Origin of the sequence: Haloquadratum walsbyi C23, assembly GCF_000237865.1 — an archaeon.
GTDB lineage: Archaea > Halobacteriota > Halobacteria > Halobacteriales > Haloferacaceae > Haloquadratum > Haloquadratum walsbyi.
The window spans coordinates 2,578,119-2,593,553 of sequence record NC_017459.1; the positions used below are offsets into that span (position 1 = coordinate 2,578,119).

The 15,435-nt window shown below is 46.4% G+C and carries 14 protein-coding genes; 5 read left to right on the plus strand and 9 right to left on the minus strand.

What is annotated here, in order from left to right; translation table 11 throughout:
* Positions 1 to 181: 181 nt before the first annotated feature.
* Positions 182 to 529 (plus strand): cell division protein SepF, encoded by a 348-nt coding sequence (locus HQRW_RS11600; protein WP_011572279.1) that lies wholly within the window; start codon positions 182 to 184, stop codon positions 527 to 529.
* Between the two features lie 491 nt (positions 530 to 1,020).
* On the opposite strand, the gene HQRW_RS15935 is transcribed toward HQRW_RS11600, so the two are convergent.
* Entirely contained in the window at positions 1,021 to 1,173 is a 153-nt protein-coding gene (locus HQRW_RS15935; protein ID WP_158307763.1) for a hypothetical protein, read from the minus strand.
* Between the two features lie 252 nt (positions 1,174 to 1,425).
* Between HQRW_RS15935 and uvrA the strand changes: the two genes are divergently transcribed.
* Together uvrA and HQRW_RS11610 are read left to right on the plus strand one after the other, a co-directional pair.
* On the plus strand, positions 1,426 to 4,482 hold the full coding sequence (uvrA, locus tag HQRW_RS11605; protein ID WP_014556740.1) for an excinuclease ABC subunit UvrA: 3,057 nt from the start codon (positions 1,426 to 1,428) through the stop codon (positions 4,480 to 4,482).
* A 142-nt stretch (positions 4,483 to 4,624) separates the two neighbouring features.
* Positions 4,625 to 5,005 carry a DUF5811 family protein gene (locus tag HQRW_RS11610; RefSeq protein WP_011572281.1) on the plus strand — a complete coding sequence of 127 codons (381 nt, stop codon included), beginning with the start codon at positions 4,625 to 4,627 and terminating at the stop codon, positions 5,003 to 5,005.
* Positions 5,006 to 5,243: 238 nt separating this feature from the next.
* Here HQRW_RS11610 and HQRW_RS11615 read toward each other — a convergent pair whose 3' ends face one another.
* Both HQRW_RS11615 and infB read right to left on the minus strand, forming a co-directional pair.
* Positions 5,244 to 5,459 carry a hypothetical protein gene (locus HQRW_RS11615; RefSeq protein ID WP_014556741.1) on the minus strand — a complete coding sequence of 72 codons (216 nt, stop codon included), beginning with the start codon at positions 5,457 to 5,459 and terminating at the stop codon, positions 5,244 to 5,246.
* Between the two features lie 840 nt (positions 5,460 to 6,299).
* On the minus strand, positions 6,300 to 8,105 hold the full coding sequence (gene infB / locus HQRW_RS11620) for a translation initiation factor IF-2 (protein WP_173362471.1): 1,806 nt from the start codon (positions 8,103 to 8,105) through the stop codon (positions 6,300 to 6,302).
* A 197-nt stretch (positions 8,106 to 8,302) separates the two neighbouring features.
* Here infB and HQRW_RS11625 point away from each other — a divergent pair, with 197 nt between their 5' ends.
* Positions 8,303 to 8,548, plus strand: a complete 246-nt coding sequence (locus tag HQRW_RS11625) for a PRC-barrel domain-containing protein (protein ID WP_014556743.1) — start codon at positions 8,303 to 8,305, stop codon at positions 8,546 to 8,548.
* 20 nt (positions 8,549 to 8,568) lie between these two features.
* Complete coding sequence (locus HQRW_RS11630) at positions 8,569 to 9,027, plus strand: NOB1 family endonuclease (RefSeq protein ID WP_011572284.1); 459 nt, start codon at positions 8,569 to 8,571, stop codon at positions 9,025 to 9,027.
* 490 nt (positions 9,028 to 9,517) lie between these two features.
* Here HQRW_RS11630 and HQRW_RS11635 read toward each other — a convergent pair whose 3' ends face one another.
* The 6 genes from HQRW_RS11635 to HQRW_RS11665 form a co-directional block, all read right to left on the minus strand.
* Positions 9,518 to 10,267 carry a CPBP family intramembrane glutamic endopeptidase gene (locus tag HQRW_RS11635; RefSeq protein ID WP_014556744.1) on the minus strand — a complete coding sequence of 250 codons (750 nt, stop codon included), beginning with the start codon at positions 10,265 to 10,267 and terminating at the stop codon, positions 9,518 to 9,520.
* A gap of 269 nt (positions 10,268 to 10,536) precedes the next feature.
* Positions 10,537 to 10,872 carry an AzlD domain-containing protein gene (locus HQRW_RS11640; RefSeq protein WP_011572287.1) on the minus strand — a complete coding sequence of 112 codons (336 nt, stop codon included), beginning with the start codon at positions 10,870 to 10,872 and terminating at the stop codon, positions 10,537 to 10,539.
* Positions 10,872 to 11,606, minus strand: a complete 735-nt coding sequence (locus HQRW_RS11645; RefSeq protein WP_014556745.1) for an AzlC family ABC transporter permease — start codon at positions 11,604 to 11,606, stop codon at positions 10,872 to 10,874. The genes HQRW_RS11640 and HQRW_RS11645 overlap by 1 nt, the downstream gene beginning before the upstream one ends.
* Before the next feature lie 1,323 nt (positions 11,607 to 12,929).
* On the minus strand, positions 12,930 to 13,238 hold the full coding sequence (locus HQRW_RS11655) for a hypothetical protein (protein ID WP_011572289.1): 309 nt from the start codon (positions 13,236 to 13,238) through the stop codon (positions 12,930 to 12,932).
* Positions 13,239 to 13,275: 37 nt separating this feature from the next.
* Positions 13,276 to 14,091 carry a CPBP family intramembrane glutamic endopeptidase gene (locus HQRW_RS11660; protein ID WP_014556746.1) on the minus strand — a complete coding sequence of 272 codons (816 nt, stop codon included), beginning with the start codon at positions 14,089 to 14,091 and terminating at the stop codon, positions 13,276 to 13,278.
* Positions 14,092 to 14,460: 369 nt separating this feature from the next.
* Positions 14,461 to 15,021 (minus strand): NUDIX hydrolase, encoded by a 561-nt coding sequence (locus tag HQRW_RS11665; RefSeq protein WP_014556747.1) that lies wholly within the window; start codon positions 15,019 to 15,021, stop codon positions 14,461 to 14,463.
* Positions 15,022 to 15,435 lie beyond the last annotated feature (414 nt).

Here is a 15,435-nt window from a genome sequence, read left to right on the forward strand (position 1 = left end):
TTCGATGAGTGAACTCCCATAGGATTCTTACCCAGCAGTTCGTTGGGAGAGAATTTCGCCGGGCTTTATGAACTCAGAACGCGACAGCTCTATAAGTCAATTATTTGATATAAATATCTTGCAAGCCAACTGAAATATGTCTGACGCAAGAACTAACAGCATTGTTTTGTTTGTAGCAAACATGGGAATAATGAACAAAATCATCGGTGGAGAGACGGATACACCAAATGAATACGTTGAACTCGATCTTGATGACTTCGAGACAGTCCGTGGTGATGCTGATGTCCGTGTTCGATTTGCAAAAATCGGTGGGCAACAGGATATTATCGATATTAAAGACGCTGTATACGATGGCGATCTCGTTATTGCTGATATTACACGACATACAACGAGTGATAATACAATGGAGCGTATCGTTGACGACCTGCGTCGAGTAATTGAAGAGGTTGACGGTGATATGGTCCAGAAAGGTGATGATCAATTAATCATTGCACCGACTGGCGTTGCGATCGCCCGACAAAAAATATAATTCAATATCATATTGATATATTGGATTAATCTGACCTGTTGAGAAATATCGTTACCATTGTTCTATTTGATCTGCCGAAATAAAATTAATCTGTTTTCCTGTCCGATCTGAATAATGAATGATATTTGATTCACATGCTGACCACTATCTCTCCACACTTGCCAGCGGATTGTGCTGATCGTAGGGATATATTTATATTGGTCCTATGGATTATAGCGTTGTCAGCATATCCATCCCAATCATAACCAGGACAGCAATCGTACTCGTCTATTTCAACTGGAGGATCAATATCTACAGATTAACAGGCAGAGTGCCTCGGGGCTTGACCCCGAGGGTGAATGCCGTCGCTATATGCCACAAATTTAACTATTTCTAGCGTTTTACACGGCGATAACCACCAGAAACAACCCATCAAAGTATGGAAATGAAGACCTCATTTCCTTCGCTGGTCGTTTGACAGTTTGGAAATGTGGCCCTCTCAAAATCCGCTACTATGGTGGTGCGACAGGGGTTTCAACGGGCGCGGAGTGAAGCCGCCGACCTCCACGGACTCCTCGCGGAGTTCGGGTGTTAATTCCAGCCGACCCCTCACGGGGAAGGTCGGAGGGAATTAAATTCGCCTGCGGGTGCTGTGCAGACCCCAAACGGTGAAGCCTCGGGGCTTGACCCCGAGGTACTTCACGATTGCTCAAGAGTCGACACAGGATTTTTTAATTTGGCTCTCAGTTACCGATTATGCATTCGATAGGGGGAATTCAACTCTTGCATTCAGGAGTATTCGAGCAACTCATATTGTGACTTTTGACATCAAAGCTTCTACTATTGAGTTCTGGTATTTATACTATTCTGACATCACCCGACACGCTTTCCCCTACGCTCGTCATATCGGCGCATAGATGAGTACGGACTTTATCGAGGTTCGCGGGGCTGAGGAGCATAATCTCGACGACCTCGACGTCCAGATTCCACGGGAATCATTTACTGTCGTCACTGGTCTTTCCGGTTCAGGAAAGTCATCTCTTGCTTTTGAGACAGTATATGCAGAGGGTCAACGACGATATATTGAGTCACTATCGGCGTATGCTCGAAATTTCCTTGGGCAAATGGACAAGCCACAGGTCGAATCTGTCGAGGGATTATCACCAGCAATTTCAATTGATCAAAAAAATGCAGCAAATAATCCACGGTCGACCGTTGGAACGGTCACTGAACTCCATGACTACCTTCGATTATTGTATGCCCGGGTAGGTGTACAATATGATCCTCTTACCGGTGAGGTGGTCGGTGAGCAATCTGCCCAGGAGATGGTTGAGCAACTCATGAGCTTACCAGTTGGCACGCGTGCAAAGGTCGCTGCACCGATTGCTCGTGATGAGAAGGGAACATTCGCAGATCGATTTGATGAGCTTGTTGCTGATGGATACGCCCGGGTTGAGGTTGATGGTAAAACATATGATCTTACCAGGGAAACACCGTCGCTGGACAAAAACTATGATCACACGATTGATGTCATTGTTGACCGGATAAAAATCGACCCAGAGGCAACAGCTCGAATCACCGATTCAGTCGAAACAGCACTTGATGAGGCTGGTGGTGTTCTAAAAGTAATTATCCCTGATCCTCCTGCTGACGTGCCGTTTGCCTCGAACGCGCGCTCAACGGGAGCCCTTGGTGGTGACAGCGATAATCGGCTTATTGTTGAGTTCTCTGAGGAGTTGGGAAATCCGAATTCTGATATCCAGTTTGTCGAAATCGAAACACGGTCATTCTCATTCAATAGTCCGTATGGAGCATGTCCGGAGTGCGAGGGGCTTGGTCAAACAAAGGAGGTTGATGAGGATCTTGTTGTTCGTGACCCGTCAAAACCACTTACGGATGTCTTTGAGGCATGGTCTTATGACCGCTCATACTATCGGACTCGCATCGATGCTGTTGCCTCTCACTTTGATGTGAGCGTCAAAACATCATTCGCTGATCTTGATTCAGATATACAACGGCAATTTCTCTATGGGACTGATACCGAGGTGGTATTCGAACGTCAAACACGGAATGGAACCCGTCGGAAAACAAAACGTTTCGAGGGTGTTATTCCAAATCTTGAGCGCAGACATGTTGAGACAGACTCTGATTCAACACGAGAGCATATTGAAGAGTATATGGCAGTAACAACATGCCCTGCTTGTGATGGGACACGGCTAAAAAAGCAATCGCGACATGTTCTTGTTGGTGAGACAGCCATTACTGAGGTTAATCAGATGAGTATTGGTGACGCGCTCACCCATTTTGAAGGACTTGAGTCAGAACTTAGTGAACGCGAAGAGACAATTGCATCAGAGATCCTCAAAGAAATTCGTTCACGTCTGAGGTTCATGCAAGAAGTTGGATTAGAGTATCTCACCCTCGACCGTGAGGCATCAACACTTTCTGGAGGTGAAAGCCAGCGGATCCGTCTTGCAACACAGGTTGGATCCGGACTTGTCGGTGTGTTATATGTGCTTGATGAGCCGTCGATTGGACTACATCAACGCGATAATGATCGACTTTTGAATACACTTGAGGGGCTTCGTGATCTTGGAAACACGCTTCTTGTCGTTGAACATGATGAGGAAACAATGCGACGTGCGGACTCGATTATTGATATGGGTCCTGGTCCTGGTAGTCAAGGTGGTGAGGTTGTTGTCCATGGTGATTTTGAAACAGTATGTGAGGCTGAAGACTCAATCACTGGCGATTATCTTTCCGGTCAACGTCAAATCCCTGTTCCAGAGGATCGACGTGAATCAGATACTGCATTAACCATCCGTGGTGCCTGTCAGCACAATCTCAAAAATATCGACGTACAGCTCCCAATCGGGCAATTCACAGCAATCACTGGTGTTTCAGGATCAGGAAAATCAACACTCATGCATGATATCCTATATAAGGGCCTTGCTCGAGAGATGAATGATAATACCTCAGTTGACCCTGGAGAGCACGATGCGATTGAGGGAACGGATGAAATCGAAACAGTACGACTCATCGACCAGTCACCAATCGGGCGGACACCACGGTCGAATCCAGCAACATATACTGGAGTCTTTGATTATGTGCGTGAGTTATTTGCAGAAACAAAGCTATCAAAACAGCGAGGATATGCAAAAGGTCGATTCTCATTTAATGTCAAAGGTGGTCGATGTGAGACTTGTGGTGGGCAGGGGACAGTGAAAATTGATATGAATTTCCTTTCGGACGTATATGTCCCATGTGAGACGTGTGACGGTGCACGATACAATAATAAAACACTTGATGTCACATATAAGGAAAGAACGATTGCTGATGTGCTTGAAATGGAGGTCTCTGAAGCACTTGAGTTCTTTTCAGCAAATAGCCAGATCCGACGTCGCCTCCAATTACTTGAAGACGTCGGGCTCGGATATATGACGCTTGGACAGCCATCAACAACGCTCTCAGGCGGTGAGGCACAACGAGTTAAGCTTGCAGAAGAACTTGGAAAAAGACAAACAGGTGATACATTATATTTACTTGATGAACCAACAACTGGGCTTCACAAGGAGGATGAGCGAAAGCTCATTTCGGTGCTCCAGCGACTGACAGATAATGGAAATACTGTCATCGTTGTTGAGCATGAACTTGACCTGATCAAAAATGCTGATACGATCGTTGATCTCGGTCCCGAGGGTGGAGAAAATGGTGGCGATATTGTCGCGGTTGGAACGCCTGAATCAATCGCAAGGACTGATACATCATATACTGGACAATATCTTCGAGATCATCTTCCAGATGTAGATATTGCGGGTCCACGGGCAGACCGTGATAACACCACAGCCGATTCAATCACCGAGACAGACACCAGCACAGATACGAATATGAATCAAACTACCGCTAATACCAATACTAACTCGAAGTCTGATTCCGATGGCGAGGAGCCAGCGCCGACGACAAACGACGACTAATAATCTCACATTAAGACGCGTTAATGTTATTCTTATATTATTTTCATATCATTGAGATGGTGATATTCAGATTCTTGTTGGCAATGCTTACACATGGCGACGACTTTATGAATTGACCCTTCATATAATAACTACTATATCGATGAATGGAAACAACCCGTATGCTGGTGCGCCGGGTGTTGTTGACGCAGGTCAACCAACCGATTCCGACATTTCAATGTCGCAGGTACAGACGCTTCGGCGTGCTGTTGCGGGAATCGTCGCTCAAACCGAGATGTATCTTCCAGAGGGCTATGCTGTTGGGTCAGAATTATCATATGGAACAGACGGTCCACAGGCCACGGTTGCTGTCCAACCGCCTGCAGGTCGTCCTGTCAGTGCAGGCTTCACCCCTGATGAGGATGATCTTGAGTCCGGACTTACAGACGAAGATCGAGATGAAGTTGCTCGTGGACTAGCTGCTTCAGCCGCGTTTCAGGTTATGAATACCGTTGGCGATGACATAACCCCGACTGCTCGGTGAAGTGCTGATATATATGCTTACAGATAGTTTGTTTCAATCCAAGCTGATGCATTGATCTACCCTCTGTGAGATTCAAACTCGCTTTTTAAGAATATTCTACTTACAACGCCGTTCGGGGTTATCAGACCGATGGTATCGTGGGAATGTCCGAGAGCCACGTGAAGCCTCGGGACCTGACCTCGAGGTGGTTCAGAAAAACAATGCAGGACTGACATCCTCGCCGCCCTGAAGATGGAAACTATGCACTTGGGTCATCGATGAAGAGTCCATACCCAAGTAATAGTGCGGAGGGCACTCCTCCAGTGCCTACTCCGACAGAAACCGGCACCGCTGTCATAACTGAAACAAGAAAACCAACTATAAGCGGAACCGGAAGGATAATGATGAGAAGATCGTATCGTGATCTAATGAGTAAATTAAACGCAATATTTCCTATTGGCTCTCTTGTACTCATAGGTTCTTTGCACCAATTTAAGATACTCACGTTTCATTACTAAATTTTCGCATAATATTTTTGATAAACATGTGATAGTGTCTATTATCTGATATTACAGAGTAGAACCTGCTAGCCCAATTTTATTCTTGTGCAGGTGGTACAAGGCGAGTGTCCCAAGGTTTGATTTTGGGTCAATTCACTGAAGATTGTGCTACAGTTTAATACTTTCAATAATTCTCGCCGAATATATTGATATTGTAAAAATAGATAAGATTATAATCCCTCATGATTACCCATAATCACAGGTTGTCAGCGTATTGGTTGTCATGCAATCAACTGATGAGTCAGGGTTCGCTTGGACGGCCGATAAACTGCCATCCTGTAGATAAGGCTGCAATACTCTCGCGGTGACTTCCAATTGAGTATCCCAGCTTTGCGCCCGTGTTTTTCTTTTTTTAGCGATCAAGATCATCGCTGACGTAGCGGGCAATCATCTGTAACACTCTCGAGTACACATCGTTGTGGTCGTCCAACCAATATTTTATATCGAGCAGCAGACCCTGCATCGCGGTGTACGACAGGTACTCGTCCGTGTTGCGCAGTTCGTGAACCCACTCCGGGTCAAGCCCTGGGGCAGTTGCCTTGACCGCCTGTACAAGCAGTGGTTATAAATTTCTCGACAGGCATCCACATGTCCGTGGTATTGCGCCTGCTCATAATATAACTTACGGCTGTATCCCTGCTGTACTGCGCTACTCACTCACTTCGCTCGTTTGGTTGTTTCTTGAGGACGGGGGGTTAGTCTGTAAGGATTAAATCGATGAGTGCGTGAAAGCGTTTCAGTAAGCCTGAGGCGGGTCACTTTCCCCAGAAAGGATCGCGCTTACGGTGAGAGTCTAGATAGCTTGTTAATGCCTCAAGTTCATCTGCTGGAATCTCATCAATTAGTTCCTGTTCAAGTATTTTGGCGTGTTTTTCAGGCAATTCAACCCATAGTTCATCGCCTTCCTCAATTTGTCGACCTACAGTCGGACCGTCGATAGCAATCGAAACACGAGTCCCCGCTCGCGCCGAGGAGACATCTTCTCCTTGCTCTTGAATCCCAGAGAGTTCACCGATGCGCGCTGGTTCATTGCCATTCCATTTAATGATATACTGGTTATTCTTTAATGTGCCAGACAGAACTTCAACACCAACAACAGCAGGGCTTGACTGTCTGAATACGTGGTCTTCGAGTATCCGAAACCGACAAGGACGCACAATTTTATCTAGCACAGTCTCTTGTTGTGCGCGCTCTTGCTCATCAACATACGACTTATACTCATCAACAAGTTGATATATAACGTCATCAGTAAACAGACGAACATTACTTTCTTCAAGTTCATCACTCGCATTTGAGAGAACATCAACACTGAATCCAAGGACGGTTTGATTTCGTTCTTCATTGGCTGTCGATGCGATAGCAATATCTCGGGGAGCAACGTCACCAACCTCCGCGCGAAGGATTGGGACATCAGCTTCTTTTAATGCATTTGCCATTGCTTCAAGACTCCCAAGTGTATCGGCTTTGACGACAACACCCTCTTCAGCGGTCTCTACTGCAATATCCGCAAGCTCAGCTTCAACTTCACTCACAACGTTTGCCCGGTCTCGATTGCGGACAACACGAAGGGGAGCTCCCGCCATTGCATTGTCAAGATCTGGAGCTGCGATCTTAACCCCAGCCGCAGCCTGCGCTATCTCAACACGATCAAATCGATTTTCAGTGCGAATTTCAGCATTTGGTCGTGGCTGTAATAATGCACGAACATCAGTCACGATTGGTCCATCGGTCCCACCGACGATAATAATATCATCCGGTCGAACACTCCCATCATATAGGACGACATCAACAGTCGCTCCAAATCCACGCTCGTCTTTCACTTCGAGAATCGTCCCTGCGCCAGGTCCAGTGATGTCAATCGCCATCTGCTCGCGCATATATCGCTGTGAAAGCCCCATTAATACTGCAAGCAGATCTGGAACCCCTTCACTCGTAATTGCTGATAATGGGACAACACCGACATTTTTCGTAAAGTTCTGTACACGCCAATAGAGATCGCCTGAAAACCCCTCATCAGAAAGATCACCAATAAGTTCATACAGTCGTTCATCAAGCCGGTCACGGGCAGCGCTCGGTTGTGATTCGTATGTCGGCTGGATTGGTGACCCATCTGTCGGAGTCCATCCCGGAGTTGTATCAACTTTATTTGCTGCAACGACAAACGGGGTGCCTGTTCGCTGGAGAATATCTAAGGCTTCAATCGTCTGTGGCTGAAATCCATCATTCACATCAACAACGACGACTGCAATATCTGCGAGTGCACCTCCACGTGATCGAAGTGTGGTGAATGAGTGATGCCCGGGCGTATCAATGAATAGTAGTCCAGGAAGATCAAAATCAGCCGGATCAACAAGCTCACCAGCCATCTCTGATACTGTTTCAAGCGGGACCGCTGTTGCACCGATATGCTGTGTAATCGCTCCTGCTTCGCCTTCACTCACAGCAGAGCCACGGACTGTATCAAGAAGTGTCGTCTTACCGTGATCAACATGCCCAAGAACAGCGACGATTGGCGTCCGAAGAGTATCTCCATCCGCATTTGCATTTGCGTCCGCATTCATACTTGTCTCAGTAGTCGAAACAGCATCTGTATCGGCGTCAGCGTCGGTATCAGACATAAATAATCACCCCGAGAAATTCTATGTACAATCTACTACTGGATTATAATTAAGTCCATCGTCATCAGATGCCAGCGTAGGGTATTCGCCGTCGCAGTCAACCCCTGATGTTTATATGACACGGTGCGATATGAGCGAACATGAGTGAGCAGCTAGCGAAAAACCTCTCAGGAAAGGCTGTGATGGGTTCCGATGGGACGCAACTCGGATCGCTATACAATGTTGAAATGGATATAGACTCAGGCGCATTAAATGATCTACTAGTATCGCCACATAGTGAAATCCTCACTGATCAGCTTCAATTCGACGTGGACGAACAGGGACGAATTCGAGTGCCGGTCAATCTCGTTCAGTCCGTCGAAGACTACATCGTTGTCCAGCGGTAATTAGATATAGGCGCTTTCCGATGCAGGTTCTTGATTCGTCGGCGTTCATCCACGAGTATCATACGACAGACGACACGGCATCAATTCCGATGGTTCGCGAAGAACTTGAAGATGAAGCAGCATATCGGTTTGATGCCGATGAAGGGTCAGGGATGCATATCCATATCCCTGCAGGCGGCACTGTCGACACTATCAAGCGTGCAGCACGTGAAACAGGAGATGCTGAAACCCTTTCAGACACCGATGTCCGACTCCTCGCAACTGCGTTCGAACTTGATGCTGTTCTTGTTACCGATGATTATGCAATGCAGAATGTTGCTGATCACGTTGATGTCACGGTGAATATTATTGCGCGAGATGGTATCAAAGAGGCTCGCAACTGGATTTATCAATGCCAGGGATGCGGACGAGAGTTCGAAGAGAATCGCGAGCGTTGTCCAATCTGTGGTTCTGAGCTCGCACGAAAAAATCCCGCGTGATTAATTCAACAAGAGTCATGTAAATGAACGACCCCGAGGTACTTAGCCGTCAGAGACAGCCCCGGTGAAGACGGGGCTTCCAGCGAAGTTTCTTTGAAATCTGACCAGATTCACGAGCAGAGAGTTATTTATTATGGGGCGTCCACGGACTGCTCTAGACTCTCTTTCTCAAACATCTTATCCAAGAGATTGAGCGTCCTTGTCTGAGCAGTGGCGAAACGGCAAGAACGAATGGTGTTGCCGTCTGTGTTAGTGGTTTGAACTAGTTCCACGTTAGAGAATAACTTGTCTGTTATCTTAGATATTAATTGTTGTAGTCTGTCAGGTGTATCCCCTCGCTACTTGTTCGTTTCACTCACCTCTTGAGCAAGGGATCTTGTCCTCCAATTTAGCTAATACAAATTGCACCCCTCAGTACGGTTTTATTATACCCGAGCTGATATGTGGGTATTTACTTTTTATTTCATTCCTCTGTCACACTCGGAGGCTCTCAGATACTACCATTAACAACTGAGATGTATGCCATTACAAACTGAACCGTATTGAATAGCCCATGAACAACAGCGGGAACTAATAGCGTCCGTGTTCGTTCATATAGCAGTCCAAGTGTTGCACCAAGTGCAAGAATCGTAATGAGCGTTGCAAGTAGTGCAAAGATATCACCACCGCTGTATGAACTGAAATGAACTGCCGCAAAGACGGTGCTCGCCGCAACAACAGCAAATATGGATCCATATGCATCACGAAACTGGGTCTGAATGAGACCTCGAAAAATAAGCTCTTCTGCGGGTCCAACCAAGAAAATGGTTACCGGAATTAGATACAGAAAATACACTGGGCTGTTCTGCCCCTGGTCGATGATTGCACTATCAGCAGTTTCAATCCCAAGGACTCCGAAGAGTAGATTAATTCCAGCAAATAGTCCAATCAGTGCAAGTAATCCACCAATTATCCATACAAAATCTCGACTCGTTGGTCGTGTTAATCCAATTCGATTGAGTTGGTCTGTAAGATATGCATATACAACTCCAACAACACCAAAGCCAATAAACTGGAATGCACTCATCAGTGCAAGTCCAAGTGCAGTCTCTTGTCCAATGCCTATGACGCTGACTGCGACACCACCAAGAGAGACAGCAACTGCAGCCGCAACAAAGATGAGTGCAATAATGACGAACGCGCCGCCAAATGCTTTGAGATGAACGTATGGATTATCAAGCGATGACGAGATAGATGACATCTCTTGGTTGTAATTGCGTATCAACTCGAATATCAGTTGCCATCTGATGTTAATTAGTTACTGCGAGCAACAACCGCTCGAGCGTATCAACCATTACTCTCAGCAGATCACAGTAAAGTATCTTAGAGACAAGGACAAGCCCACGAGGATTCACCCTCTCGGGGTTGTATCAACATCTAAGCCCTGAGACACTCGCCTCGATTGTTTGTAGAATACCAAAATAAAATACAGTGGAGGCTCAGATTCAATCAAGATTTGATATCTATATATCAAATTCCAAATCTGAGGATCCATAGCGTTAGCATCCCCGCGATAATTGTTGCAAACACATCATCAACATACCATGCAATAGCAGTCGCAGTAATACCAGCAATAAGTTGTTCATTCCCAATAAATTCAATATGCCCACTTGGTGCGATGAATGCAGGAGCAGCTAATGCAGCAAAAACCGCAGGTGGGACAAATTGTAATCCTCGAGTGACTCGGTCAGGAACATTCTCTAATAATCCAAACAGTGAGATAAACGAAATACGGATTGTGAATGTCGCTACACCTAACGCAAGGATAACAATCCAGACTGCAAGAGAAGTATATTCGGTTGGCATTAATGATTAGTCTCCGATGAGGATTGTCCTGGTGTATTAGTATACGTATCAACGACAACGCCAGCAACCACACCTGTGGCACCACCAGTGATAAGCCCTAGATTGAGAGGAAAATTATAGATAGTTCCAACGGTCGAAACAACCCCACCAACAACTGCTGCTGCGATTGCTGGACGAGAAGCCGCAGCAGGAACAAGTAATGAAAGAAACACAAGCGGGACAGCAAACCCAAGCCCCCACTCGTCAGGGACCCGAGCACCAATGATAATGCCGACAATGGTACAAATCTGCCATACAATCCACAGTGTAAGTGCAACAGTAAGATAATACCGACGCCGTTCTGTCTTTGAGAGTTCTTTTTCGGCGTATCGCGAGATTGAGAGTGCATATGCCTGATCGGTTAAAACGTACGCAGTGATTGCCTTCCAGCGGGGACGAAATGACTGAAATGAGGGAGCAATTGATGCTGAATACATAAGGATTCGAAGATTGATCACAACGCCAGTAATGACAACAATACTAAGAGCCGCGTTCTGTCCAAGTAAATCAATCACAGCGAGTTGCGAAGCACCAGCAAAAACAACAACTGAGAGTCCAATTGCCTGTAATGGGCGCAACCCAGCTTCGACTGCGGCAGCCCCAGCAACAAGACCAAACGGAATGATACCAATTAGAAGTGGAGCGACATCTCGCAACCCGCGAGCAATTTCAGCGGGAAGGCGACGAGTGGGCACGGACGAATGATTCGTGTGGCGATGATATACCGGTACCGATATACAAGCGGTTTATATCAAATTAATTATCAATACCTATCGATTTGCTGTCACAAGAAGATCTCCCCAGTAACGACTGCATCTTGAATTTCCAGTGCAGTTGCGAATTCATGACGTATAGTCATCTGCTGGTCAAGCCGACAAAGCCGACGACGTTGTTCAGCATGAGCACGCAGACTGCCTCGGGATCATATATCAAAGCCCCGTGGCATCCGTCTTGTAACTCTGTGAAAGGGCATCGATGGCTCGTTATGAATATACAATTTCGTCTGTCAGCGCCGTCCAGTGTCCATCAGGGACGACAAAGACCGCACGATCGTCCGTTTCAATGGTTCCAACCGTTGATGTGCATGACGAATATACATATATTAGTGCCTGACGAAGGCGTGGTCTAAGACGTAGGCTGAGGGAATTAGAAAAGCCACGGGTTACCCGACCTGTGGTCGTTTACGCTACTTACAGCGTCAGACGACGCCTCGGCAGCGGCAAATGAGTCTTGTACCCGCTTATCTGTTCCCGCCGGAAACGCGCGGTGTGGGAGGATTGTGACTGAGTCAACACTGGTATTAATATCGGAAATTTCTCGATTATGGGTCCAGAGACTCCCAGCGTCAACGACGATATCATCAGCACAGGCTGGCGTTTGAACTGATTCAGTAAGGCGAAGGTCGCCGTATCGAGCAGGTCAATCTCGATGATGAATCTCAAAATATTCGGTCATAGATAACTCATGTAAATATGTAAAACGAAGACTGCGCTTTCAGACGTGTGAATTCGGTAACAAGAGAGTGAATCAAGCCACACCATGCTGCGTCGTAATAGTGGGGTCAACTCTCACATGGTGATTATCTAACTCAGATACGTGTGAAATATGCATATGAGCGCTCATATATGAGTATTTATTTTCAGTGGATATATTATCGAGCGATTCGGTTCTGTCCACATCTGGGAGTATATTGAATAGTGAATTATCGCGCACTACTCCCTCGGCGCTCCCCGTCTCAGTTCTTGATGATGCGGCTTTGATCTGGACTTCCGGCAATCAGCCGTCAGCAATACGCTAATGAATCTCGCCGGTCAATATTCCACTTATATCGTGATATGTCGGTTTCCTCCCTGACTTCCTCGCTCACCCTGTTCGCTCCCTGAAGTCGAGGGGTCCATCTCGAAAATACTGAATGCGGCGGAAATATCTCATTTCATGATTTGAGGTAGTTAGGGGTGGAATACTCCGAATCAACGTCCTCAGTTCATGCCGGCTGATCGGTTCTAGATTAATTGCGATTAATAGTACTCCCACTCGTCATCATCACTATCACTACGAGAAACTCCTTCTGTTGTTGATTTATCACTGTTATTTTTATTTGTGGTCATCTCATCATCTCCCCACGAATACCCACCAGAGTCTTGACCCGCAGATGCATTTCCGTCTGTGGTATCATTTGGCCACTGTATTCCATCACCGCGAACACTCTTATATACAAAACCGGCAACAGCGATGAATAATCCAAGCAGTATAAGCGTGCTCACAGCACTTATGAGCCCGGCAAACGCTTCGAAGGAAAACTGGAGTAAAATCGTAGCAATGTTCATACGAATATTACTGACTCCCTGATTTATGTTACTTCCGCTACACTATTCCTGGTGTCTGCGCAAGACGACTTCCAAATTTGATCGTAATATAGAGTAGTGAAAACAGCGTTGCGTTGTATGCACCATGGACTAACACCGGGACAACGAGATTATCTGTCAGTTCATACACCGTCCCGAACACAAGTGTTGGAAGAACGAGGATTGAAATACTCACAAGTCGAGCTTGTGGTGCACCAGCCAGTGAGAAATAATGAATTGAGGCGAAAATAAGACTTGCAAGTATAATCGCAATTGGTACTGGCAGCGTCTCACAAAGTCGATTCTGTACGATACCTCGATACAGTAGCTCTTCGCCAGGAGCGATAAGAAGGAATGATGCTGGGATAAGCAATAACAGAATTTCTGGATTTTCCATACCGGCTTGGGCGGCGGTGTTTGGAGCCGTCTCAGCACCAATTGTTGAGATGATTGCGGCTGCGGTAATCAGTAATGCCAGCGAAGCGATGTATCCACCAAATGAAAATGCGATATCGCGAAGCGATGGAATCTGGAATCCGATATAGCGAATGCCAGATCCTCGATACCACAGATATGCAAGGGCAACACCACCAAACCCGACTCCAGTCGCAAGTGCAAGCGAGAGGACAATCTGCAATAGTGGTGTAATCGTGATTGCAGCCGTCTGCAAACCGATAGCTGCAGCAGCAACAAGTACAGCACCGATGATGATACCGATAATAGCGACACCACCTGCAACGATGAGCGACCAGAGTATCCCAAATGCCACAGAAGTGCCAGATGGTCCGGTCAACCCATCTGCATCAGCTGGGCTTGGGTCGGACGATGAAGTCACAATATATATTATACTGCTGGCATCAAAACATTTCCCCGATATTGCACACTGACTGATATCCGACTGATATGATATACCAGCATCAATGTCTCACACGTGATGAAAACGAATCCACGTGCTTTGGGTGAACATTATATTCAATCTCCTAGATAGGTGGAGACAGTATAAGATGTCACCTGATACCATCATCAAACAGAACTCCACTCACAAGGAACGAATTGCCTCTGGGTGAGTGAGCAGAGTGAAACATCTACCTGGGCTATTGATTGAACAGGCGAATACCGCGGGAGTTTAATACGACCTCGAGGCAATTTGCTCGCACTATTTCTTCTCGATGTAACGACGTATCATGACTCAACGAACCAATTATTACGATTGAAGCTCATACTGGCTAACAGCTGTGACAGCTCGGCCATCCTTAATTTCCCCTTGACGAACAGCAGTTTTTATTTCCTTGTATTCAGTCGTACTAACGCAGATACTCTCATTTTCATCAAGCTGCTGACTCATAGTTCGCTCACAATCGTGTGCAACAAAATAATGATGAACAGCATCAAGAAGTCCATTCGCTGGTTCAGTCTGGAATAGTTTCGACATTGACCCAGCTTCATATCCAGTCTCTTCACTCAATTCACGCGTAGCGGCATCTAACAGCGCGGTGTCTCCAGATTCAACCGTCCCTGCCGGCAGTCCTCTGTTCACTCGTCCGACAGCCTGTCGCCACTCCTCAATGAGAATAACGTCATCACTGGAGGTAAATGGAAGAATAACCACCGCTGGTGGCTCTTCAACAGAATGGAACTGTGTATGTGTTCCATCAGGAAGTATAACATCGTCTCGGCGGACATCAAATCCTGGACAGCTATACTCAATCTCGCTTTCTTTCGTCTGCCACGCTAGTGTGTCTGATGCGGAATCCTCGGTCGTCACAGTAACACTCGGTCATGAAGGCTCAAGAATGATGAGATTATATTTTGATGATACTCGACGCTCAACTGAACTGCCTCGGGGTCATAGCGCTCCTGAAAACTTATTGAGGAGTTCAATTCAAAATCTTGTCATAGAGTAGCCGCTGATATTGTTGCGTAGGACCGATGGTCCAAAATGTTTCACGGAGAGCTCTAAAGCTCCGAGGCTTCCCGTTTCTACAGATATCAAGGCGAGTGGCTCAAGGGTTGTCTCTGAGGTACTTCACAACGTGACTTGCAGACGCACGCTGGAAACAGCGGTGTCCGTCGCGATCACAGTCTCCACGGGCGTGTCTTCAGGCAAAGAGCAGAGCTGCGCGTCTTATTTTCGTGGGTTCTACTCATTATTATTCAATTATGACAGGATAGACTATTT